Genomic DNA, 19995 nt, shown 5'->3' with positions numbered 1-19995 from the left:
GTGCCCCTCATGCCGAGGACCCTGCGCGCCGTCGACCTGGACTTCACCCGGACCGCGAAGCACCGCGTGACCGTGAGCGACGTCCTGCCGGCCTCCCCGGAGGCCGTCTTCGCCGCGCTGGCCGAGGACCCGGCCGGCTGGGGCGCCTGGTTCCCCGGCTTCACCGACGCCGGCCGCTACCTCACCCCCGGGCCGCACGGCGTGGGCTCGCAGCGCGAGGTGTTCGCGCGCGGCTCGCGGTTCCTGGAGACCGTGCTCGCCTGGGAGCCGGGCCGCCACTGGGCCTTCCGGGTCGACGAGGCCGGGTTGCCGGCCGTGACCGCGCTGGCCGAGGACTTCGTCCTGACCCCCGAGGGGTCCGGCACGCGGGTCGACTACACGATGGCCCAGGAGACCAGCCCTGGCTTCGTCGGGGCGCTGCTCGTCCGGTTCGCCGGCGGACAGCTGCGCAAGGCGCTGCGCAACCTCGGCGCGCACCTGGCCGCCGAGCGCCCCGCCTAGCCCTCCCCGGCGTCCTCGGCGGCGTCCCCGGTCGCGTCCCCGGCGGACCCGGTCGTCGCCCGGCGGCCGGTCACCAGCGCCGCGCTGCTCCCGCCGAACGGCGCGGTGGTGAAGCCCAGGCCGGTGAGCAGGCTCGTCAGGGTCCGGTTCATCGTCTCCTGCAGCCAGCGCTCGGTCTCCGGGGAGCGCGGCGCCTCCCGCGTGGTGCGCAGGTGCTGGGTCCAGGCGACGACGACGCCGTCCTCCAGCGGGCTGGGGGTCAGGCACACCCCGCCGCGCGACCGGGTGGCCGTGCGGCCGCTGCAGTCGTGCAGCGGCAGGCCGACCTCCACGAGGGAGGCACCGAGCTGGCACAGCAGGCCGACCAGCGGGGAGGCGTCGTCGACCAGCGGGTCCCACTCCTCGCCGACCCGCTCGAGCTCACCGGACAGGTCGGCCAGCCACGCGCGGTCCTCCGGGGACGGACGGCGGGCCAGCCGGCCGGTCTCGCGCCGCATGCCGTAGGCCGGCGCGCCCCCGCCGGCGCCCTCGGGGCCCAGCGGGCCTGCGGCCCAGACCGCCTCGCCCTGGTCGGCGTAGGGACCGGCGACCACGCGGTCGGCGCCGTCGACCAGCCACCAGGCCGGCCCGGTGGCCACCTGCTCGGCGGTCCCCAGGTCCCGCACCGGCCCCGACCCCTGCACCGCGCACCCCCGTTCCGTGCCGTCTGCTCCGGCGCTGGTCGATCCCGGCTCGGTCCGACGCTGGGATATCGGCGCGGGGGCCGGGTGCCTCCACTCCCACTTCTGCCAGCTTCTGCCGGGAACGGCAGCAAGGGTTGCCCGTTTGTCGCGTCACACGGCGGCGGCCTGGCGCGCCTCGGCGACCAGGGCCGCGTAGCAGCGCAGGTGGGCCCGGGCGGCGGCCTCCCAGGTGTGCCCCGCGGCCCGCGCCCGGCCGGCGGCGACCCGTGCCGGGTCGGGGTCGCCGGCGGCGAGCACCGCGGCAGCGAGGCGGGCCGGGGAGGAGGCGAGGGCCGCGGTGTCGCCGAGGACCTCGCGCCACAGCGGCAGGTCGCGGGCCACGACGGGCACCCCGGCGGCCAGCGCCTCCAGGCCGGCCACCCCGGACCCGTCCCCGGCCGTCGGGAGCACCACGACGTCGGCCGCGGCCACCAGGGCGGCCCGCTCGTCGGCCGGCACGTCGCCGAGGACCAGCGGGTAGACCTCCAGCTCCTGCGCCCGGGCGTCGAGCACGGCCCGGGCACCCCGGGGACCGGGGAGGCCGTCACCGCCCGCGACGACCAGGGTGACGTCGGGGCGCACCAGCTGGACGGTCGCCATCGCCTCGACCACGTCCAGCAGGCCCGGCCGCGGCGCGACGCCGCCCACCGCCAGGACGTAGCGGCCCAGCCGGGCCCGCCAGCGCCCCCGGCCGGCGGCGCCCTGGGTCCCGGCGGCCGCGGCGAAGCGGCCGGCGTCCACCCCGGCGGGGACGACGGTCACCGCGTGACCCGGCTCGGCGCGGACCGCGGCGCCGACCGCCGCCGACCGGCAGAACACCGCCCGCGGCGGCACGGCCGCCCGCCCGGCGGGGCCGGCCGGCCCGGCGGCGCCGTCGAGGGAGTGCACGGTGCGCACGCAGGAGGGGACCGCGCCGGCGCCGACCGCGTCCTGGGCGTGGACGACGTCGTACTCCTCCCCCGCCGCCGCGAACGCCGTCCCCAGCGCGGTGACCGCCCGGAGGTCCCGCGCTCCGCCGTCCTCCCCCGGCACGTCCGGGAAGGGCACGGTCCGGACCCGCACGGCCGGGTCCACCGGCCCGGAGCGGCCGGCGCCGGCGAGCGACCAGACGGTGACCCGGGCCCCGGCGCGGACGAGCGCCCCGGCCAGCGCGAGCGTGTACGCCACGCCGCCGGAGGTCTCACCCCCGGCGGTGACCAGGGCGATCCTCATGCGCGGTCCCGGCACCCGGGGCGGCGTCGGCTCATGCGCCCAGGCTGCCGGTGCGCCGTGTCGCCGGGGTGACGTCCGGGACGAGATCCGGTTACCACCGCGCCCCACCCGGGGCCGCTCCGTTTCCGCGCCGTTGCCCGGTCGGCCGTGTCGGGCGTGTCGCCCCGGGACGGCCACCCGGATCACAGCTTCCTCACAGGTTCGGGGAGGAGCCTGCGGGCCATGCGCCGCGCCGCGGCGCCCGCCGCCCGGGCGTCGCACCGCAGGGTCCTGTGCTGGGTGGCCACGCTGGTGGTCGCCGGCGGGCTCGCGCTCGTGCCCGTGCTGCCCTGCGACGCGGCGCAGCCGCCGGAGGCGGCCGGCGGCACCGGCGCCGCGCAGCCGGCCGGACCGGCCGGTGACCCCGCACCACCCCCGCCGCCGGAGCCGGTGCCCCCGCCCCCGGAGGTCGCCGACGCCGCGCGGGCCGCCGGCGGGTCGATCAGCGCCGTCGTCCTGTCCCCCGACGGCCACCTGCTCACCGCCGCCGATCCCGGCCGGCAGCTGCCCACCGCGTCGCTGGTCAAGCTGCTGGTCGTGGAGGAGCTCCTGACCCGGCTCACCGCCGGGACGGCGCCGCTCACCTGGGACGACCTGGCCCTCATGGCGCGGGCGCTCACCCGGTCCGACGACGCGGCGATGAGCGCGCTGTGGGTGCGCCACGACGGCGCCGCCCTGGTGACGGCCGCCGGCGCGCGCCACGGGCTGATCGGCACGGGGCCGCCACCCGTGCGCGGCCAGTGGGGCCTGGCGCCGACGACGGCCTGGGACGTGGCGGTGGTGCTCTCCGCCGTCGCCCGCGGCACCCGGCCGGTCGACGCGTCGATCCGCGACCTGCTGCGCGGGGTGAGCCCGGTGGCCGCCGACGGCTTCGACCAGGTCTTCGGCGTGCTCGGGGCGGCGGGGGCGGTCGCGGCCAAGCAGGGGTGGATGTGCTGCGTCGGCGGCCGCCGGCACCTGCACTCGGCCGGCCTGCTGGCCGACGGCCGGGTCGTCGTCCTCCTCGGCGAGTTCCCGGCGGGCACCCCCTGGCCGGCGGCCCGGGCCGCGCTCGACCGGGCGGCCGGCGCGCTGGTCGCGGCGACCGCTGCCAGGCAGCTCCCAGTCCGCTGACCGGCCCCTCCCACCCGGGGGCGCGAGCCTGGCGGCATGGACGGACGCCACTGGCTCTTCGACCCCACGACCGCGCACGCCACGGTCCTCGCCCACCGGCCGCCGGACTGCTCGGCGGTGACGTGCGTCGTCTCGGACGCCGTGTGGGCCGACGTCGTGGCTCTGCTCCGGTGGGCCGACGCCGGCGGCCGAGCCCCGGCACCCCTGGCGGCGGGCACCTGGTGGCGGCTCGCGGCCGGCTGCGCCGACCTCCTGCGCCGGCTGCCCGGTCTGTGCGCCGAGCTCGGCGAGCCCTTCGGCGTCGACGGGCTGCCCGGCGAGGACGAGCGGGCGGCCCGCGAGCGCGTCGCCCGCGCGACCCGGCGCCTGACCGCGCTGCTGCGGTCGCCGCACCCGGTGCCGCTGCGCCGGCTGGCCACGGAGGTCGACGCCCTGGGCGCGGCCGCGACGGCCGTGCTGGTCACCGACGGCTGCCCGTGAGGGAACCGGCGCGGCGACCCGACACGAAATTCCCATCAACCCGATGGACTTGACAGGCTTTGCGCCGTGGCGTTGGCTCGCCGACGTGCCCGCGACCCCCGCCCTGTACCGCCGGTCCGCCGTGGACCTGCTGCGGGTCGCCAGCGCGCTGTGTCCGGCCTCCTGACGCCGCCGATCCCCCGTTCCCCCCGCGAGCTCCCCGAGCGGAGCCGCGCCTCCCGTCAGGACCCCCGTGACCCTCAGCACCGCCGCCCTGCCCTCCCCCGCCGCCGACCTCCTCCGCACGATCACCTCCACCACCCCCGTCCGACGCCCCGCCGACGAGGTCACCGCCCGGCGGACGAGCGCCGCGGCCCTGGCCGCCGCGCTGGCCGCCAACGCCCCCGCCTGGGCCGCCCTCGTCGAGTACCGGCCGGCCGGCCGGTGGACCCACCTGCTCGACCCGGCGACCGCCGCCGCGGCCGTGGACCCGGCCCTGCACGACGACCTGGCCGCCGCCCAGGTGTGGCTGCTGTCCTGGCTGCCCGGCCAGGGCACGCCGCTGCACGACCACGGCGGGTCGGCGGGCGCGTTCGCCGTCGTGCACGGCGCGCTCACCGAGCTCAGCGTCGCCGAGACGCGCACCGGCGGCGTGCGCGACGACGAGACCCTGCTGTCGGCCGGCCGGGTGCGCCCGTTCGGGCCGCACCACGTGCACCAGGTCTCCAACGTCGGTGTGCTCCCGGCGGTGAGCGTGCACGTGTACACGCCGCGGCTGACCGTCATGAACACCTACCGGATCGCCGGCTGCGGCCTGCAGCGCACCGGCACCGAGCGGGCCGGCGTCGACTGGTGACGACGCGGGCCTGACCCCCCGAGCCCGCGCCCGGGCGGCACCGTCCGACGGAGGGACGGCGCCGCCCGGGCGCGACCCCGTCCGGTCAGCGCAGCGGCGCCGGCGGGCCCGCCTCGTCGGTGAGCGGCCGCTGGAACCAGGTGACGTCGTGCCAGCGCCCGTGCTTGTACCCGACCCGGGTGAAGGTGCCGACCGGCTCGAAGCCCAGCGCCCGGTGCAGCCCCTCGCTGGCCGGGTTCGGCTGCGTCACCCCGGCCAGCGCGGTGCGGTGGCCGCGGGCGGCCAGCCGCTCGAACAGCGCCTCGTACAGCGCCCGGCCCGCGCCGGTGCGCCGCCGGCCGGTCTCCACGTACACGCTGACCGTGCAGGTCCAGCGGTACGCCGCCCGCGACATCCACTCGCCGCCGTAGGCGTAGCCGACGACCGTCCCGCCGTCCTCGGCGACCAGCCAGGCGTGCCGCTCCTGCGCCCGGGCGATCCGCGCCGCCATCTCCGCCGGCGACGGCGGCTCGGTCTCGAACGAGATCGTGGCGCCGGTGACGTAGGGGGCGTAGACCTCGGCACAGCGGCCGGCGTCGGACGGGACGGCGTCGCGGACGAGCACTGTGGCACGGTACGGGGCCATGACCGCCGTCCTGTCGATCCAGTCCCACGTCGCCTACGGTCACGTCGGCAACTCCTCCGCCGTGTTCCCGCTGCAGCGGCTGGGGATCGAGGTGTGGCCCGTGCACACCGTGCAGTTCTCCAACCACACCGGCTACGGCGAGTGGCGCGGCCGGGTCTTCGACGGGCAGGCGGTCGACGAGGTCGTCGAGGGCATCGCCGAGCGCGGGGTGCTCGGCGGCTGCGACGCCGTGCTGTCGGGCTACCTCGGGTCGGCCGACATCGGGCACGCCGTCGTCGGCACCGTCGCCCGGGTGCGCGCGGCCAACCCGGCGGCGGTCTACTGCTGCGACCCGGTGATCGGCGACGTCGGCCGCGGGGTCTTCGTCCGCCCCGGCATCCCGGAGTTCATGCGCGAGGTCGCCGTCCCCGCCGCGGACCTGGTCACCCCCAACCACTACGAGCTCGACCTGCTCTCGGGGCAGACCACCGGCTCGCTGGCCTCGGTCAAGGACGCCGTCGCCGCCGTGCAGGCCCTCGGGCCGCGGGTGGTGCTCACCACCTCGCTGGTCGCCGAGGACACCCCGGACGACGCCGTCGACCTGCTCGCCTCCGAGGGCGGGCGGCACTGGCGGGTGCGCACGCCGCGGCTGGACGTCTCGGTCAACGGCGCCGGCGACGCCATCGCCGCGCTGTTCCTCGCCCACTGGCTGGACACCCGCTCGGCCGCCGAGGCGGTCACCCGGGCCGCGGCGTCGGTGCACGGCCTGCTCGCCGCCACCGAGGCCGCGGGCTCCCGGGAGATCCTGCTGGTCGCCGCGCAGGACGAGTTCGTCGCCCCGAGCCGGACGTTCCCGGTCGAGGAGGTCTGAGCGCCCCATCCGGCGCGCGGTCCGGGGCCGGGGCACCCAGCATGGCCGGGTGGACCTGTTCCGGACGAAGTCGGTCGAGGACATCCGTGCCGAGGCCGGCGACGCCGAGGGGGCCGGCGGCAGCGGGGGGCTGCGCCGGCGGCTGAGCGCCCGTCACCTGGTCGGCTTCGGCATCGGGGTGGTGATCGGGACGGGGATCTTCACGCTCACCGGGGTGCAGGCCAAGCAGAACGCCGGCCCGGCGATCGTGGTGTCGTTCGCCCTGGCCGGGGTCGTCGCCGCGCTGGCGGCGCTCTGCTACGCCGAACTGGCCTCCTCGGTGCCGACCGCGGGCAGCGCCTACTCCTACGCCTACGCCACCGCCGGCGAGCTGGTCGCCTGGATCATCGGCTGGGACCTGTTCCTCGAGTTCGCCCTCGGCGCCGCCGTCGTGGCCCGCGGCTGGTCGGGCTACGTCGGCAACCTGCTCGACCTGCCGACGTCGCTGTTCGGCGAGGACGCGCCGGTGAACGTCGGCGCGGCGCTGATCGTGGTGGTGCTGGTCGCCGTCGCGGTGCTCGGCATCCGGGAGGCGGCCTGGGTGACCTCGGCGCTGGTGGTCGTGAAGGTCTCGGTGTGCGTCTTCATCGTGGTGGCCGGCGCCTGGTTCGTCACCGGCGCCAACCTGACGCCGTTCGTGCCGCCGTCGCGGCCGGCCGAGGGCGAGGGCGGGCTCGCGCGGCCGCTGCTGGAGGCGGTCGCGGGGCTGGACCCCGTGGCCTTCGGCGTCGGCGGCGTGCTCACCGCGGCCGCGGTGGTGTTCTTCGCCTACACCGGGTTCGAGGCGGTCGCGAACCTGTCGGAGGAGACGCGGCGGCCGGCGCGCGACCTGCCGCTGGGGCTGCTGGGCACGCTCGCCCTGTCGACGGCGCTGTACGTGGGGGTCTCGTTCGTCGTCGTCGGCATGGTCCGCTACGACCGCCTCGACGAGGGCGCCCCGCTGGCCGACGCCTTCGACCAGGTCGGCGCCGGGTGGGCGTCGTCGCTGATCTCGCTGGCGGCCGTCGCCGGGCTGACGTCGGTGATCCTGGTCGACCTGCTGACGGCCAGCCGGATCGGGTTCGCGATGGGCCGGGACGGGCTGCTGCCGCCGGTCGTCGCCGGGGTGAGCCCGCGGACCGGGACGCCGGTGCGGATCACGCTGCTGTTCGGTGGGCTGGTCCTGGTGCTGGCCGCGCTGGTGCCCCTGGGGACGCTGGCCGACCTGGTGAGCATCGGCACGCTGTTCGCGTTCCTGCTCGTCTCGGCCGCCGTGCCGGTGCTGCGCCGGACCCGCCCGGACCTCCGCCGTCCGTTCCGGGTGCCGCTGTCGCCCTGGCTGCCGGCGGTCTCGGCCCTGGCCTGCCTCTACCTGATGCTCAACCTGAGCGTCGAGACGTGGCTGCGGTTCCTCGTGTGGCTGCTGCTCGGCGGGCTGGTCTACGCCGTCCACGGCCGGCGGCACTCGCGGCTGCGCGCCCGCTGACCCCTCACTGCTCGGCGGCGTGCCGCTCCACGGAGGCGAGCAGGTCGCGCAGGTCGTCGGAGATCCGGCGCAGCCGCGCGGCGGGCAGGTCGGACAGCATCCGCTGCTGCTGCTCCAGCCCGGCGCCGACCGCCTCGTCGATCAGCCGCCGCCCGCTCTCGGTGAGCCGGACGATCAGGGCCCGCCGGTCGGCCGGGTCGGGGGTGCGCACGATGTGCCCGGCCCGCTCCAACCGGTCGAGCCGGCTGGTCATGCCGCCGCTGCTGAGCATCATCTCCGCGGTGAGCCGGCCCGGGGAGAGGCCTTCCCAGCCACCGGCCCGGCGCAGGGTGGCGAGGACGTCGAAGTCGGCGCGGGTGATGCCGTGCCGCGCGTGGAAGCGCTCCTGGGCGTCGCCGGCCACGCGCGCGGCGCGGTAGATCCGGCCGAAGACCGCCATGGCCTCGGTCTCGAGGTCGGGCCGCTCGGCCGCCCACTGGTCGATGATCGCGTCGACGCCGTCCCGCTCCGTCACGGCCCCATCCTCGCACACCCGTACGACGGTGAGAAACCCGGGCTCAAATATCTTGACATCGAGATACATGACGGCGAACGATCTCGTCATGACCGCCACCGCCGCCCTGCCCCTGCCGGTGGCCGTCCCGACGGCCCACCGCCGGCTCGGCCTCCTGACCCTCGCGACCGCCGTCGCCCCCGTGACCTGGGGGACGACCTACGTGGTGACCACCGAGTGGCTGCCGCCCGACCGCCCGCTGCTGGCCGCCACGGTGCGGGCGCTGCCCGCCGGGCTGCTGCTCGTCGCCCTCGGGCGCCGGCTCCCCCGCGGCGCCTGGTGGGGCAAGGCGGCCGTGCTCGGGGTGCTCAACATGGGCGCCTTCTTCGCCCTGCTGTTCGTCGCGGCCTACCGCCTGCCCGGCGGGGTCGCGGCCGTCCTCGGCGCCGCCCAGCCGCTGGTCGTCGCCGTGCTCGCCGTCCCGCTGCTCGGCGAGCGGCTGCGCGGCCGGACCCTGCGGCTGGGCCTGCTCGGCGTGGCCGGGGTGGCCCTCATCGTGGTCACCGGACCGGTCGCGCTCGACCCCGTCGGCGTCCTCGCCGGCCTGGCCGGGACCGCGTGCATGGGCGCGGGCGTCGTCCTCACCAAGCGGTGGGGGCGGCCGGTGCCGGTGCTCGCCTTCACCGGCTGGCAGCTCACCGCCGGCGGGCTGTTCCTGCTGCCGCTGGCGCTGGCCGCCGAGGGCCTGCCACCCGCGCTGACCGCCGGCCAGGCCGGCGGCCTGCTCTACCTGGCCACGGTCAACACCGCGCTGGCCTACGTGCTGTGGCTGCGCGGCGTCGGCTCGCTGCCCACCGCGCGGGTCAGCTTCCTCGGCCTGCTCTCCCCCGTCGTCGCGGCGACCGCGGGCTGGGTGCTGCTCGACCAGGTGCTCACCCCGCTCCAGCTGGCCGGCATGGCCCTCGCACTGGCCACCGTCGTCCTGGCCCAGCGCTCCCCCGTCCCCACCCCCACCCCTCGAGAGGACCGACCCTGATGCACGTCTTCCTGACCGGCGGAACCGGCCTGATCGGCTCCGCCGTCCTCCCCGCCCTGCTCACCGACGGCCACACCGTCTCGGCGCTGGCCCGCACCGACGCGGCGGCCGCCCGGCTGGCCGCGGCCGGGGCCACGCCCGTCCGCGGCGACCTGACCGACGGGCACCTGCTCGCCGCGGCCGCGCGGGCCTCCGACGGGTTCGTGCACACCGCCTCCCCCGGCGACGCGACCAGCGCCGCGGCCGACGCCGCGCTGCTCGCCGCCGTCCTCCCCGCGCTGGCCGGCAGCAGGAAGCCGTACGTGCACACCGGCGGCGCCTGGGTGCTCGGCGACGGGGACGTCGACGAGTCGACCCCGCCCGCCCCGCCGGAGCTGACCGCGTGGCGGGTGCCGCTGGAGGCGCGGGTGCGCGCGGCGGCCGCGACCGGCGTCCGGTCGGTCGTCATCGCGCCGGGGATCGTCCACGACGGCGGCGCGGGCATCCCCGCGGCGGTGCTGCGCGACGCCCCGCGCACCGCCGGGGGCGCCGTCGTCCTCCCCGGCAGCGGCGAGCAGCACTGGACCACCGTGCACGCCGCCGACCTCGGCCGGCTCTACGCGCTGGCGCTGCGGTCGGCCCCGGCCGGCAGCTGGTACCTCGGCGTCAGCGGGCACAACCCGACCGTGCGCGAGATCGGGCTGGCCGCCGCCGGCGATGTGGTGGGCTCCACCGACGCCGAGACGGTCGCCCGGCTGGGCCTCTTCGGCGCCGCCCTCCTGCTCGACCAGCGGGCCACGGGCGCCCTCGCGCGGGCCGAGCTCGGCTGGGAGCCGACCGGGCCGACCCTGCTCGCCGACCTGGACCGCAGCGGGGTGCTCAGCCGCTGACCGCCGCGTCGGGGTGCACCGGCCACGTCCGCGCCGCCGCCGGGCCCAGCGTCCGGGAGATGCCCCGCGCGGCGGCGCGGACGCCGGGGGTGAGCGCCCGGACGGCGGCCGGGGAGTCGCCGCGGACGACCACCGACAGGGCCGCGACCACGTCGTCCCCGGCGGTGATCGGGGCGGCCACGGACACGGCGTCCGCGGTCACCTGCCGGTCGCTCACGGCCACCCCCGTGCGCCGGACCTCGGCGAGCACCCGGCGCAGCTGCCGCGGGTCGGTGACGGTGTGCGCCGTGTACCGCTGCAGCGGCCCGGCCAGCACCCGCTCCTGCACCTCGGCCGGCGCGTGCGCCAGCAGCACCAGCCCGACCCCGGTGGGCGGCAGCGCGAAGCGGCCACCCACCTGCGTGTGCACCGGCACCGCGTCGCGCCCGGCGATCCGCTCGACGAACACGAGCTCGGTGTCGTCGCGGACGGCCAGCTGCACGTTCTGGTGGGTCACCTCGTAGAGGTCCTCCATGAACGGCAGCGCCGCCTCGCGCAGGCCCAGCCCGCGCGGGGCCAGGGCGCCGAGCTCCCACAGCCGCAGCCCGACGCGCAGCCGGCCGTCGGGGCCCCGCTCCAGGCCGCCCCAGTCGCGCAGCTCCGCGACCACCCGGTGCGCCGTCGACAGCGGCAGCCCGGTCGCCCGGGCCAGCTCGGAGAGGGTCAGGGCCGGGCGCTCGCGGCTGAACGCGGCGAGGACGGCGAGCAGCTTCCCGCCCGCGGTCCGGTCGCCGGTCACCGGACGCCGCTCAGAGGTCGAGCACCAGCCTCGGGCCGGCCGCACGGGAGACGCACACGAACATGGTGTCGTTCGCGGCCTGCTCCGCGGGGGTCAGCAGGGAGTCGCGGTGGTCGACCTCGCCGGCCAGCACCCCGGTCTCGCAGGTGCCGCAGGTGCCCTCGGTGCAGGAGGAGAGGACGTCGACGCCGGCCTCCTCGAGCACCTGCAGCACCGACCGCTCCGGCGGGACGGTGAGCACGCGCCCATCGGAGGCCAGCTCGACCTCGAAGGCGTCCGTGCGCACCGGCTCGCCGGCGTCCTTGGGGGCGAACCGCTCGACGTGCAGGCTGCCCTCGGGCCAGCCGGCGCAGCGGGCCTCGACGGCGGCCAGCAGCGGCTCGGGGCCGCAGCAGTAGACCAGCGTGTCCGGCCGCGGCGTCCCGAGCAGGCGGTCGAGGTCGATGAGGCCCACCTCGTCCTGCGGGTGCAGCGTGACCCGCTGCCCCGTCGCGTCCTCCAGCGCCTCGAGGAACGCCATCGAGCGGCGGCTGCGGCCGCCGTAGTGCAGCTCCCACTCCCGGCCGGCGGCCTCGGCGGCGCGCAGCATCGGCAGGACCGGGGTGATGCCGATGCCCCCGGCCACGAACAGGTAGCGGGGAGCCTCGACCAGGGGGAAGTGGTTGCGCGGGCCGCGGACGCCGACGGCCGCGCCCTCGTGCAGCTCCTCGTGCACGTGCGCCGACCCGCCGCGGCCCTCGCGCTCGCGCAGCACCGCGACCCGCCACACGGAGCGGTCGGCCGGGTCGCCGCACAGCGAGTACTGCCGGGTCAGCCCGTCGGTCAGCAGCAGGTCGACGTGCGCCCCGGGCTCCCAGGCGGGCAGGTCGGCGCCGGCCGGGTCGCGCAGGTCGAGGACGACGACGCCCTCGGCCCCGGTCGTCCGGCGGTCGACGCGCAGCGTCAGCTCCACCTCGTCGGGCACGGTTCTCCTCTCAGACGGGCACGGGCACGCGGCGGCGCGGCCCGCTGGTCAGGTGCGCGGGCGGCGGCGGCAGCTCCGCGGGCGCCGGGGGGACGCCGGGCCCGCCCCGGGGGTGCCGCGGGTGGGCGAGCAGCCACTCCCACATCGCGCCCGGGTCCTCCCCCTCGGCCTCCGCGCCGCAGTGGCACCGGCCGCGCAGCCGGTCGGAGCCGGGCAGCCACTCGACCCGGACCACCGCCGCGCCGGGCAGCGACCCGCGGGACGGCGCGGCGCTCACCGGGCCGCCGGCGCCGGTGCCGCCGCCGGTGCCGCCGCCGGTGCCGCCGCCGGTGCCGCCGCCGGTGCCGCCGCCGGTGCCGCCGCCGGGGTCCCGTCGGCCTGCGCGGCCAGCCGGGCGATCATCCGGCGGGCGGCCAGCCCGCCGGTGTCGATGTTGATCGACAGCTCCTGGTAGCCGTCGGGCTCGCCGGCGATGACCCGTTCGAGCGTGTCGAGGGCGACGACGTCCTGCAGGACGACGGTGCGGTTGTTCTCGGCGAGGAAGGCCGAGACGTCTGCGTCGTCGACGGCGAAGTCGCGGGCGACGGCCCAGAAGTCGTGCGTGGAGTGCTCGGTCTCCGGCGTGATGGCGTACACGACCTCGACGTGGAAGGCGTCGGGGTCGCTGCCGTCCTCGCGCGGCACGGAGCCGACCGGGGCGATGCGGGAGTGCAGCTTGTACAGGCACGGCGGGGTGAACTCGATGTCCTGCCAGCGGGAGATCCGCCCCTGCAGGCCCGTGCTGTTCGAGTAGAAGGGCGGGCACTCGGCGTCGGCCATGTGCCGGCTCACGGAGACGATGCCCGCCTCGTCGTCGACCTCGGTGGTGATCGGGGTCTGCGCGACCTCCGGCGTCCCGATGTACCCGCCGTGCAGGTAGGTCTCGTGGGAGAGGTCCATGAGGTTGTCGACCAGCAGGCTCGCGCGGGCGGCCAGCGGCTCCATGCCCGACACGACCGCCCAGCCGTCCTGGTCCAGCCACGGCGCCCGCGGGATGCGCGTGCCCGCCGCCTCCTCCGGGTCGCCGATGAACACCCAGACGAAGGAGTCCTGCTCGACCACGGGGTAGCTCTTCAGGCGTGCCGTCCGCGGCACGCGCGTCTGCCCCGGCACGGCGACGCAGACGCCGTCGGCCCCGTAGGTGAAGCCGTGGTAGCCGCACACGACCGTGTCGCCGGACAGGTGGCTGGGGGCCTCCGACAGGGGGAACCGGCGGTGCACGCAGCGGTCGCTCATCGCCGTGACCTGGCCGGCCTCGGTGCGCCAGAAGAGGATCGACTCCCCGCAGATCGTGCGGCTGAACAGCTCGCGCCCGACCTCGCGGCCGTAGGCGGCCACGTACCACTGGTCGCGGACGATCGACGTCATGCTCGTCTCCTCGGGGGTCGGACAGCAGGGCACCCAGCGTGACCGCCGTCACCGGGCCGCTCCCACGGGTCTCCCGCCTGGCGGAAGGGTTCTGCCTACGGCAGCCGGTAGGCGGCGTCCGGGACATCGGTGACGAACATGTGGCCGGGCGCGTGGGTGATCGCCAGCGGCGGCCGGGAGGCGAGGACGGCGGCCTGCGGGGTGACCCCGCAGGCCCAGAACACCGGCACGTCGCCGGGCTGCGCCTCGACCGGGTCGCCGTAGTCGGGGGCGGCCAGGTCGGTGATGCCGAGGGTGTCCGGCGCGCCGACGTGCACCGGTGCCCCGTGCACCTGCGGCATCCGCGCGGTCACCTGGACGGCGGCGGGCACCAGCGCCGCCGGGACGGGCCGCATGGAGACGACGAGCGGACCGGACAACCGGCCGGCCGGGCGGCAGGGCACCGACGTCCGGTACATCGACACGTTGCGGCCCTGCTCGATGTTGCGCACCGGCACCCCGGCGTCGAGCAGGGCGGTCTCGAAGCTGAAGCTGCAGCCGATCAGGAAGGCGACCAGGTCGTCACGCCACAGGTCCACGACGTCGGTGGGCTCGCCGACCAGCTCGCCGTCCCGCCAGACCCGGTAGCGGGGCAGGTCGGTGCGCAGGTCGGCGCCGGGGGCCAGCGCCGTCTCCGGCGAGCCGGGGTCGGTCACCTCCAGCACCGGCACCGGCTGCGGGTTGCGCTGGGCGAACAGCAGCATGTCCCAGGCCCAGTCCTGCGGGAGGACGACGAGGTTGGCCTGCGTGTGGCCCGGCGCGGCGCCCGAGGTGGGCACGGCCAGGCCGGCGCGGTACTGGGCGCGGTGCTCGGCGGGCGCGGCCATGCCCCCATGCTGGCCCTGCGGACGGCGGGCCGCAGAGCGCAAGAACGGTCGGGCGCGCGGGGCGCCGTCCTCGCCAGACTCTCCCCGTGACCGAGTCCAGCCACTCCCCCGCCGCGGGGCGCGACCGCCTCCGCGAGCTGATCGACGCGGTGCTCGACGAGGACAACCGCACGCTGCCGGAGATGGCCGGCGACGCCTACGCCAGCCCCTGGTACTTCAGCCGGCAGGTCACCCGCGGCGCCGGCGAGCCGCCGGTCGCGCTGCGCCGGCGTGTGCTGCTCGAGCGGGCGGCGTGGCAGCTGCGCCAGGGGTCGAGCGTCACCGATGCGGCCTTCGCCGCCGGGTACGACTCGGTGGAGGGCTTCGCGCGCGCGTTCGCCCGCGCCTACGGCCGCACCCCGGGCAGCGTGGGCGGCGGCACCGCCGGCGGGGGGCCGCGCAGCCGCGACGAGCACTGGCTACCGGCGCCCAACGGCATCCACTTCCACCCGCCGACGTCCCTGTGGGTCGCCGACGAGCCGGGCCGCGGCCCGTCCGACGAGGTGAGCTCCCTGATGGTCCACCACGACGTGGAGGACACCCGGGCGCTGCTCGAGGCCGCCAAGCAGCTGGACGACGGCGCGTACCGGCTGCGGCGGCTGCCGGGCTGGTCGGTGCTGCCCTGGGACGGCGCCGAGGAGTCGGTGGCCGACCTGCTGCACACCCTGGTGTGGAGCAAGGAGGTGTGGCTGGCCTCGATCGAGGGCGCCGACCACCCCGTGCGCGGCGCCGACGACCCCGCGGCGCTGCTGGCCCGCCACGACGAGGTCGCCCCGCGCTGGCTGGCCGCCGTCCGCGACATCGCGCGCCGCGGCGCCTGGGGCGACCGGCTGGTCGACGCGCTGTGCGAGCCGCCGGAGACGTTCGTGCTCGGCAGCGTCGTCGCGCACGTCCTCACCTACGCCGCGCACCGGCGGCAGCTCGTGCGCCACCTGCTGCGCGAGGCCGGTGTCGTGATCGACACCGGCGACCCGATCGACTGGCTGACCAGGAGGAGCGACTCGTGACCCGCACCGTCTACTACACCGCCACCACCCTCGACGGGTTCATCGCGACCGAGGACCACTCGCTGGACTGGCTGCTGTCCCGGCAGATGGACCAGGACGGGCCCTTCAACCACGCCGACTTCGAGAAGCGGATCGGCGCGATCGTGATGGGCTCGAGCACCTACCGCTGGGTCCGCGAGCACGACCCCGAGTCGTGGGCGTACTCGATGCCGGCCTGGGTGCTCACCCACCGGGACCTGGAGGCGTACCCCGGCGCCGACATCCGGATCACCGCCGCCGACACGCCGGCGGAGCTGCGCGCCCTGCACGCGGAGATGGTCGCGGCGGCCGGCGACCGCGACCTGTGGGTGGTCGGCGGCGGCGACCTCGCCGGCCAGCTCGCCGACCTCGGCCTGCTCGACGAGGTCGTCGTCTCCATCGCCCCGGTCACGATCGGCGCCGGCGCGCCGCTGCTCCCCCGGCACGTGGAGCTGCGGCGGACCGAGTGGGCGGTCAACGGCGAGTTCGTGTGCGTCCGCTACGACGTCGTGAAGGAGGAGGCGGCGCGGGAAACCGCTTGATGCCGCCCGGACCCTGGGGGTCGTGCGGCTGACCTTCACGCGGATGGCCGACCGGCGGGCGGTGGAGTCGCTGGTCGAGCGGGACGGCGTCGTCCACGCGATCCGCGGCGCCGGCGGCGGGACCGGGCTGCCGCACGACCTCGTCCACGCGCTGGTCGAGGAGGAGCTCGGGATCCGCGACGGCATCTGGGGCTGCGTCGCCGACGGCGCGGTGTGGGGGACGATGCGGCACGTCTCGGGCCGCCGTCCCCCGCACGCCGGCGAGCGGTCCGAGCGGCTCAAGCGGGAGCGGGCGGCCGCGATCGGCCGGGCCGAGGCGCTGGCCGACCTGGTGCACCGCCTCGCCGACGGCGCGGAGGTGCTGCCCGGCGAGGTGGCGCGCAGCGGCGTCCCGGCCGACCGGCTCGCCGCCGCGGCCGACGCGCTGCGGGAGGCCGGGCGCCGGTGGGCGGCGATGGCGCCCGGCGAGCAGTGGGTGCAGGAGTGGCCGGCGCGTCCGGCTCGCGTTGCCGACGGCCGGGGCCGGACCTAGCGTCGTCGGAGTCGCTCGAGCGCAGAAACCGCTCGCGAGCGACTCCGACGAGGCCACCCGCCCGGCAGGAGCGCCGATGTCGCATCCCCCCGCCGACCGGCCCGACCCGGCCACCACGGCGACCGCTGAAGCTCCCCCGGCCGGCGGCCGGATGGCGGCCGGCACCCGCTCCACGGTGCTGGGCGCCATGTTCCTCATGGCGACCTCGGCCATCGGGCCGGGGTTCATCACCCAGACGACGACGTTCACCGTGCAGCTCGGCGCGGCCTTCGCCTTCGCCATCCTCGTGTCGATCCTCATCGACATCGCGCTGCAGCTGAACGTCTGGCGGGTGGTCGGCGTCTCCGGCCGCCGCGCGCAGGAGCTGGGCAACCTCGTCGTCCCCGGTCTCGGCTGGGCGATGGCCGGGCTGCTGGTGGTCGGCGGGCTGGTGTTCAACATCGGCAACGTCGCCGGCACCGGGCTCGGCCTCGACGCCCTGCTCGGCCTCGACCCGACGCTCGGCGGCGCGCTGTCGGCGGTCGTCGCGATCGGGGTCTTCCTCAGCAGGCGGGCCGGGGTGGCGGTCGACCGGATCGTCGTCGTGCTCGGCCTGGCGATGATCGTGCTGACGACGTGGATCGCGATCACCTCGAGCCCGCCGGTCGGGACCGCGCTGCGCAACGCCGTGTGGCCCGAGGAGGTCGACTTCCTGACGATCACGACGCTCGTGGGCGGCACGGTCGGCGGCTACATCGTCTACGCCGGCGCGCACCGGCTGCTCGACTCGGGCGTGACCGGCCCGGAGCACGTCCGGGCGATCACCCGCGGCTCCGTCACCGGCATCGTCGTCACCGGGATCATGCGGGTCGTCCTCTTCCTGGCGATCCTGGGCGTCGTCGTCAGCGGCGCCGACCTGGGCGAGGAGAACCAGGCGGCCGCCGCGTTCCAGGAGGCCGCCGGCGAGGTCGGGCTGCGGGTCTTCGGGCTGATCCTGTGGGCCGCGGCGATCACCAGCGTGATCGGGGCCTCCTACACGTCGGTGTCCTTCCTGACCTCCCGCGACCGCACCAGCGACCGCACCCGCACGCTGCTGGTGGTCGCCTTCATCGCGGTGAGCACGATCGTGTTCGTCACCGCCGGCACGGCGCCGACGACGCTGCTGGTGTTCGCCGGCGCCTTCAACGGGCTCCTGCTGCCCATCGGGATCGCCGTCCTGCTCTGGGTGGCCACGCGGCGGGGCGACCTGCTGGGCGGCTACCGCTACCCCCGCTGGCTGCTGGTCATCGGCTGGCTGGCCTGGCTGGTCACCCTCTACCTGGCGGCCAACTCGGTGCGGCCGGTCATCGACCTGTTCTGATGTCCGGCTCCATGATCTCCGCCATGGACCTCAACTCCGACCTCGGCGAGGGCTTCGGGCAGTGGACCCTCGGGGACGACGAGGCGCTGCTCGGCGTGGTGACCAGCGCGAACGTCGCCTGCGGCTTCCACGCCGGTGACCCGGTGATCCTCCGCCGGGTCTGCGAGCAGGCCGCCGCGGCCGGCGTCGCGATCGGCGCGCAGGTCTCCTACCGCGACCTGGCCGGCTTCGGCCGGCGGTTCGTCGACGTGGCGCCCGACGAGCTCACCCAGGACGTGCTGTACCAGATCGGCGCCCTCGAGGCCTTCGCCCGCGTGGCCGGCACCCGCGTCCGCTACGTCAAGCCGCACGGCGCGCTCTACAACGCGATCGTGCAGCACGAGGAGCAGGCCGCGGCCGTGGTGCGCGCGGTGGTCGAGTACGACCGCTCGCTGCCGGTGCTCGGCCTGCCCGGGTCGGCGTGGCTGCGGCAGGCCGCCGACGCCGGCCTGACCGTGGTCGCCGAGGCGTTCGCCGACCGCGCCTACACCCCCGAGGGCACGCTGGTCCCCCGCCGGCAGCCCGGCGCCGTGCTGCACGACGCCGACGAGATCGCCGGCCGCTGCCTGGCCATGGCGCGGGGCGAGCCGGTGACCGACGTGGCGGGCGGGTCGCTGCACCTGCGCCCGGACTCCATCTGCGTGCACGGCGACACCCCCGGCGCGGTGGCGATCGCGCGGCGGGTCCGGGAGACGCTGACCGGGGCGGGGGTCGCGCTGGCCCCCTTCGCGGCCTGATGCGCGTGCTGCCCAGCGGGTCGACCGCGCTGCTGGTGGAGCTCGACGGGCTGGACGACGTCCTGGGCCTCTACGCCGCGCTGGTCGACGAGCCGATCCCCGGGGTGGTGGACGTCGTCCCCGCCGCCCGGACCGTCCTGCTCGTCACCGACCCCGCCGCGGCCACGCTGCCCGACGTCGAGGCCGCCGTGCGGCGGGTGCGGCCGCGGCCGGGACGGGCGGGCACCGGGGAGACGGTGGAACTGCCGGTGCACTACGACGGCGCCGACCTCGCCGACGTCGCCACGCTGTTCCGGACCGACCCGGACGGCGTCGTCGCCCGGCACACCGGGGTCACCTGGACCGTCGCCTTCTGCGGCTTCGCGCCGGGCTTCGGCTACTGCACCCCTGACGGCGAGCCGTGGGACGTGCCGCGCCGGGACACCCCGCGCACCCGCGTGCCGGCCGGCGCGGTGGGCCTGGCGGGGCCGTTCAGCGGCGTGTACCCGCGCGAGTCGCCCGGTGGCTGGCAGCTGATCGGCCGCACCGACGTCGCCGTGTTCGACCTGTCCCGCGACCCGGCGGCCCTGCTCCGGCCGGGTGTCCGGGTGCGGTTCGTGGCGGCATGAGCCGCACCGTGACGGTCCTGGAGACCGGCCCGCTGACCACCGTGCAGGACCTGGGCCGGCCCGGTCGCGGCGCCCTCGGCGTGGGCCGCTCCGGCGCGGCCGACCGGGCGGCCGCGGCGCTGGCCAACCGGCTGCTCGGCGACGCCCCGGACACCGCGCTCCTGGAGGTCACCCTGGGTGGCCTCGCGCTGCGGGCCGACGCCGACCTGCTCGTGGTGACCACGGGGGCCCGGTGCTCCGGTGCCCGGGCGCACAACGCGCCGGTGGCCCTGCCGGCGGGCAGCGAGTTCCGGCTGGGCGTGCCCGAGACGGGGCTGCGCACCTACGTGGGCCTGCGCGGGGGCATCGCCGTCGAGCCGGTGCTGGGGTCGCGGTCGACCGACCTGCTCTCCGGCCTCGGCCCGCCCGTGGTCGCAGTGGGCGACGTGCTGCCGGTCGGACCGGCGTCGGAGCTGCTGCCCGGCGTCGACCTCGCGCCGCTGCCCGATCCCCCCGGAGGGGAGGTGGCCGTGCAGGTGCTGCCCGGCCCGCGCCGGGACTGGTTCGGCGACGACGCGTGGGCCGCGCTGACCGCGCGCCCGTGGACGGTCACCGCCGAGAGCAACCGGGTCGGGCTGCGGCTGGACGGCGAGCCGCTGCGCCGCTCGCGGGAGGGCGAGCTGCCGAGCGAGGGCATGGTCCGCGGCGCCCTGCAGGTGCCGCCGTCGGGGCTCCCAGTGCTGTTCCTCGCCGACGCCCCGGTCACCGGCGGCTACCCGGTCATCGCCTACGTCGCCGACGACGACGTCGACCGCTGCGCGCAGCTGCGGCCGGGACAGGCGCTGCGGCTCCGGGGCTGAC

24 protein-coding genes and 1 pseudogene are annotated in these 19995 nt (G+C 77.2%); 16 read left to right on the top strand and 9 right to left on the bottom strand.

Annotation, left to right across the window (positions count from 1 at the left end; translation table 11 throughout):
* Positions 1-9: 9 nt before the first annotated feature.
* On the top strand, positions 10-501 hold the full coding sequence (locus ACI8AX_RS08660; protein WP_456549394.1) for an SRPBCC family protein: 492 nt from the start codon (positions 10-12) through the stop codon (positions 499-501).
* On the opposite strand, the gene ACI8AX_RS08655 is transcribed toward ACI8AX_RS08660, so the two are convergent.
* The gene (locus tag ACI8AX_RS08655) at positions 498-1166 is read right to left on the bottom strand and encodes a hypothetical protein (protein WP_456549393.1); all 669 of its coding nucleotides are present in this window, start codon (positions 1164-1166) and stop codon (positions 498-500) included. The two genes, ACI8AX_RS08660 and ACI8AX_RS08655, sit on opposite strands and share 4 nt — an antisense overlap.
* Positions 1167-1334: 168 nt before the next feature.
* Positions 1335-2435 (bottom strand): glycosyltransferase, encoded by a 1101-nt coding sequence (locus ACI8AX_RS08650; protein ID WP_456549392.1) that lies wholly within the window; start codon positions 2433-2435, stop codon positions 1335-1337.
* A gap of 222 nt (positions 2436-2657) precedes the next feature.
* Here ACI8AX_RS08650 and ACI8AX_RS08645 point away from each other — a divergent pair, with 222 nt between their 5' ends.
* From ACI8AX_RS08645 to ACI8AX_RS08630, 4 genes are all read left to right on the top strand, one after another.
* Positions 2658-3587 carry an LppW family protein gene (locus ACI8AX_RS08645; protein WP_456549391.1) on the top strand — a complete coding sequence of 310 codons (930 nt, stop codon included), beginning with the start codon at positions 2658-2660 and terminating at the stop codon, positions 3585-3587.
* 36 nt (positions 3588-3623) lie between these two features.
* Positions 3624-4067 carry a hypothetical protein gene (locus ACI8AX_RS08640; RefSeq protein WP_456549390.1) on the top strand — a complete coding sequence of 148 codons (444 nt, stop codon included), beginning with the start codon at positions 3624-3626 and terminating at the stop codon, positions 4065-4067.
* 43 nt (positions 4068-4110) lie between these two features.
* On the top strand, positions 4111-4233 hold the full coding sequence (locus tag ACI8AX_RS08635) for a putative leader peptide (RefSeq protein WP_456549389.1): 123 nt from the start codon (positions 4111-4113) through the stop codon (positions 4231-4233).
* Positions 4234-4299: 66 nt separating this feature from the next.
* A complete protein-coding gene (locus tag ACI8AX_RS08630; RefSeq protein WP_456549388.1) occupies positions 4300-4902 on the top strand; it encodes a cysteine dioxygenase in 603 nt (200 codons plus the stop codon).
* Positions 4903-4987: 85 nt separating this feature from the next.
* Here ACI8AX_RS08630 and ACI8AX_RS08625 read toward each other — a convergent pair whose 3' ends face one another.
* Positions 4988-5527: an N-acetyltransferase family protein gene (locus ACI8AX_RS08625; RefSeq protein ID WP_456549387.1), complete on the bottom strand. Its 540-nt coding sequence runs from the start codon at positions 5525-5527 to the stop codon at positions 4988-4990.
* On the opposite strand from ACI8AX_RS08625, the gene pdxY reads away from it, so the two are divergent.
* Both pdxY and ACI8AX_RS08615 read left to right on the top strand, forming a co-directional pair.
* Entirely contained in the window at positions 5526-6377 is an 852-nt protein-coding gene (gene pdxY, locus ACI8AX_RS08620; protein WP_456549386.1) for a pyridoxal kinase PdxY, read from the top strand. The genes ACI8AX_RS08625 and pdxY overlap by 2 nt on opposite strands.
* 49 nt (positions 6378-6426) lie before the next feature.
* Positions 6427-7881, top strand: a complete 1455-nt coding sequence (locus ACI8AX_RS08615; protein WP_456549385.1) for an APC family permease — start codon at positions 6427-6429, stop codon at positions 7879-7881.
* 4 nt (positions 7882-7885) lie between these two features.
* Here the strand turns inward: ACI8AX_RS08615 and ACI8AX_RS08610 are convergent, their stop codons facing one another.
* Positions 7886-8395, bottom strand: a complete 510-nt coding sequence (locus ACI8AX_RS08610; RefSeq protein ID WP_456549384.1) for a MarR family winged helix-turn-helix transcriptional regulator — start codon at positions 8393-8395, stop codon at positions 7886-7888.
* A gap of 88 nt (positions 8396-8483) precedes the next feature.
* Between ACI8AX_RS08610 and ACI8AX_RS08605 the strand changes: the two genes are divergently transcribed.
* Positions 8484-9410: an EamA family transporter gene (locus ACI8AX_RS08605; protein WP_456549383.1), complete on the top strand. Its 927-nt coding sequence runs from the start codon at positions 8484-8486 to the stop codon at positions 9408-9410.
* On the top strand, positions 9410-10279 hold the full coding sequence (locus ACI8AX_RS08600) for an NAD-dependent epimerase/dehydratase family protein (protein ID WP_456549382.1): 870 nt from the start codon (positions 9410-9412) through the stop codon (positions 10277-10279). The genes ACI8AX_RS08605 and ACI8AX_RS08600 overlap by 1 nt, the downstream gene beginning before the upstream one ends.
* On the opposite strand, the gene ACI8AX_RS08595 is transcribed toward ACI8AX_RS08600, so the two are convergent.
* The 5 genes and pseudogenes from ACI8AX_RS08595 to ACI8AX_RS08575 all read right to left on the bottom strand — a co-directional run bounded on the left by ACI8AX_RS08595 (position 10269) and on the right by ACI8AX_RS08575 (position 14294).
* Positions 10269-11057 (bottom strand): IclR family transcriptional regulator, encoded by a 789-nt coding sequence (locus tag ACI8AX_RS08595; protein WP_456549381.1) that lies wholly within the window; start codon positions 11055-11057, stop codon positions 10269-10271. The two genes, ACI8AX_RS08600 and ACI8AX_RS08595, sit on opposite strands and share 11 nt — an antisense overlap.
* Before the next feature lie 10 nt (positions 11058-11067).
* Positions 11068-12012, bottom strand: a pseudogene (locus ACI8AX_RS08590) (PDR/VanB family oxidoreductase); the annotation flags it as partial.
* A gap of 19 nt (positions 12013-12031) precedes the next feature.
* The gene (locus tag ACI8AX_RS08585; RefSeq protein WP_456549380.1) at positions 12032-12298 is read right to left on the bottom strand and encodes a hypothetical protein; all 267 of its coding nucleotides are present in this window, start codon (positions 12296-12298) and stop codon (positions 12032-12034) included.
* On the bottom strand, positions 12295-13428 hold the full coding sequence (locus ACI8AX_RS08580; RefSeq protein ID WP_456549379.1) for a Rieske 2Fe-2S domain-containing protein: 1134 nt from the start codon (positions 13426-13428) through the stop codon (positions 12295-12297). Before ACI8AX_RS08580 ends, ACI8AX_RS08585 begins: the two co-directional genes overlap by 4 nt.
* A gap of 95 nt (positions 13429-13523) precedes the next feature.
* Positions 13524-14294 (bottom strand): putative hydro-lyase, encoded by a 771-nt coding sequence (locus tag ACI8AX_RS08575; RefSeq protein WP_456549378.1) that lies wholly within the window; start codon positions 14292-14294, stop codon positions 13524-13526.
* Positions 14295-14380: 86 nt separating this feature from the next.
* Between ACI8AX_RS08575 and ACI8AX_RS08570 the strand changes: the two genes are divergently transcribed.
* From ACI8AX_RS08570 to ACI8AX_RS08540, 7 genes are all read left to right on the top strand, one after another.
* The gene (locus ACI8AX_RS08570; RefSeq protein ID WP_456549377.1) at positions 14381-15340 is read left to right on the top strand and encodes a helix-turn-helix domain-containing protein; all 960 of its coding nucleotides are present in this window, start codon (positions 14381-14383) and stop codon (positions 15338-15340) included.
* Positions 15337-15900, top strand: a complete 564-nt coding sequence (locus ACI8AX_RS08565) for a dihydrofolate reductase family protein (RefSeq protein WP_456549376.1) — start codon at positions 15337-15339, stop codon at positions 15898-15900. The genes ACI8AX_RS08570 and ACI8AX_RS08565 overlap by 4 nt, the downstream gene beginning before the upstream one ends.
* Positions 15901-15922: 22 nt before the next feature.
* Positions 15923-16432 (top strand): hypothetical protein, encoded by a 510-nt coding sequence (locus tag ACI8AX_RS08560; RefSeq protein ID WP_456549375.1) that lies wholly within the window; start codon positions 15923-15925, stop codon positions 16430-16432.
* A 76-nt stretch (positions 16433-16508) separates the two neighbouring features.
* A complete protein-coding gene (locus ACI8AX_RS08555) occupies positions 16509-17771 on the top strand; it encodes an NRAMP family divalent metal transporter (protein WP_456549374.1) in 1263 nt (420 codons plus the stop codon).
* On the top strand, positions 17771-18547 hold the full coding sequence (locus ACI8AX_RS08550) for a LamB/YcsF family protein (protein ID WP_456549373.1): 777 nt from the start codon (positions 17771-17773) through the stop codon (positions 18545-18547). The genes ACI8AX_RS08555 and ACI8AX_RS08550 overlap by 1 nt, the downstream gene beginning before the upstream one ends.
* Complete coding sequence (locus ACI8AX_RS08545) at positions 18547-19155, top strand: 5-oxoprolinase subunit B family protein (protein ID WP_456549372.1); 609 nt, start codon at positions 18547-18549, stop codon at positions 19153-19155. The genes ACI8AX_RS08550 and ACI8AX_RS08545 overlap by 1 nt, the downstream gene beginning before the upstream one ends.
* Entirely contained in the window at positions 19152-19994 is an 843-nt protein-coding gene (locus ACI8AX_RS08540; RefSeq protein ID WP_456549371.1) for a 5-oxoprolinase subunit C family protein, read from the top strand. Before ACI8AX_RS08545 ends, ACI8AX_RS08540 begins: the two co-directional genes overlap by 4 nt.
* Position 19995: the final 1 nt, after the last annotated feature.

This window comes from Blastococcus sp. SYSU D00813 (assembly GCF_054050735.1).
This window is presented reverse-complemented; position numbering and strand designations above follow the sequence as displayed.

Excerpts from the sequence above, each read along its gene's own strand:
- ACI8AX_RS08660 (WP_456549394.1), top strand. The coding sequence starts at position 10 with ATGCCGAGGACCCTGCGCGCCGTCGACCTGGACTTCACCCGGACCGCG.
- ACI8AX_RS08650 (WP_456549392.1), bottom strand. The coding sequence starts at position 2,435 with ATGAGGATCGCCCTGGTCACCGCCGGGGGTGAGACCTCCGGCGGCGTG.
- ACI8AX_RS08645 (WP_456549391.1), top strand. The coding sequence starts at position 2,658 with ATGCGCCGCGCCGCGGCGCCCGCCGCCCGGGCGTCGCACCGCAGGGTC.
- ACI8AX_RS08640 (WP_456549390.1), top strand. The coding sequence starts at position 3,624 with ATGGACGGACGCCACTGGCTCTTCGACCCCACGACCGCGCACGCCACG.
- ACI8AX_RS08635 (WP_456549389.1), top strand. The coding sequence starts at position 4,111 with ATGGACTTGACAGGCTTTGCGCCGTGGCGTTGGCTCGCCGACGTGCCC.
- pdxY (WP_456549386.1), top strand. The coding sequence starts at position 5,526 with ATGACCGCCGTCCTGTCGATCCAGTCCCACGTCGCCTACGGTCACGTC.
- ACI8AX_RS08625 (WP_456549387.1), bottom strand. The coding sequence starts at position 5,527 with ATGGCCCCGTACCGTGCCACAGTGCTCGTCCGCGACGCCGTCCCGTCC.
- ACI8AX_RS08605 (WP_456549383.1), top strand. The coding sequence starts at position 8,484 with ATGACCGCCACCGCCGCCCTGCCCCTGCCGGTGGCCGTCCCGACGGCC.
- ACI8AX_RS08600 (WP_456549382.1), top strand. The coding sequence starts at position 9,410 with ATGCACGTCTTCCTGACCGGCGGAACCGGCCTGATCGGCTCCGCCGTC.
- ACI8AX_RS08580 (WP_456549379.1), bottom strand. The coding sequence starts at position 13,428 with ATGACGTCGATCGTCCGCGACCAGTGGTACGTGGCCGCCTACGGCCGC.
- ACI8AX_RS08575 (WP_456549378.1), bottom strand. The coding sequence starts at position 14,294 with ATGGCCGCGCCCGCCGAGCACCGCGCCCAGTACCGCGCCGGCCTGGCC.
- ACI8AX_RS08555 (WP_456549374.1), top strand. The coding sequence starts at position 16,509 with ATGTCGCATCCCCCCGCCGACCGGCCCGACCCGGCCACCACGGCGACC.
- ACI8AX_RS08550 (WP_456549373.1), top strand. The coding sequence starts at position 17,771 with ATGTCCGGCTCCATGATCTCCGCCATGGACCTCAACTCCGACCTCGGC.
- ACI8AX_RS08545 (WP_456549372.1), top strand. The coding sequence starts at position 18,547 with ATGCGCGTGCTGCCCAGCGGGTCGACCGCGCTGCTGGTGGAGCTCGAC.
- ACI8AX_RS08540 (WP_456549371.1), top strand. The coding sequence starts at position 19,152 with ATGAGCCGCACCGTGACGGTCCTGGAGACCGGCCCGCTGACCACCGTG.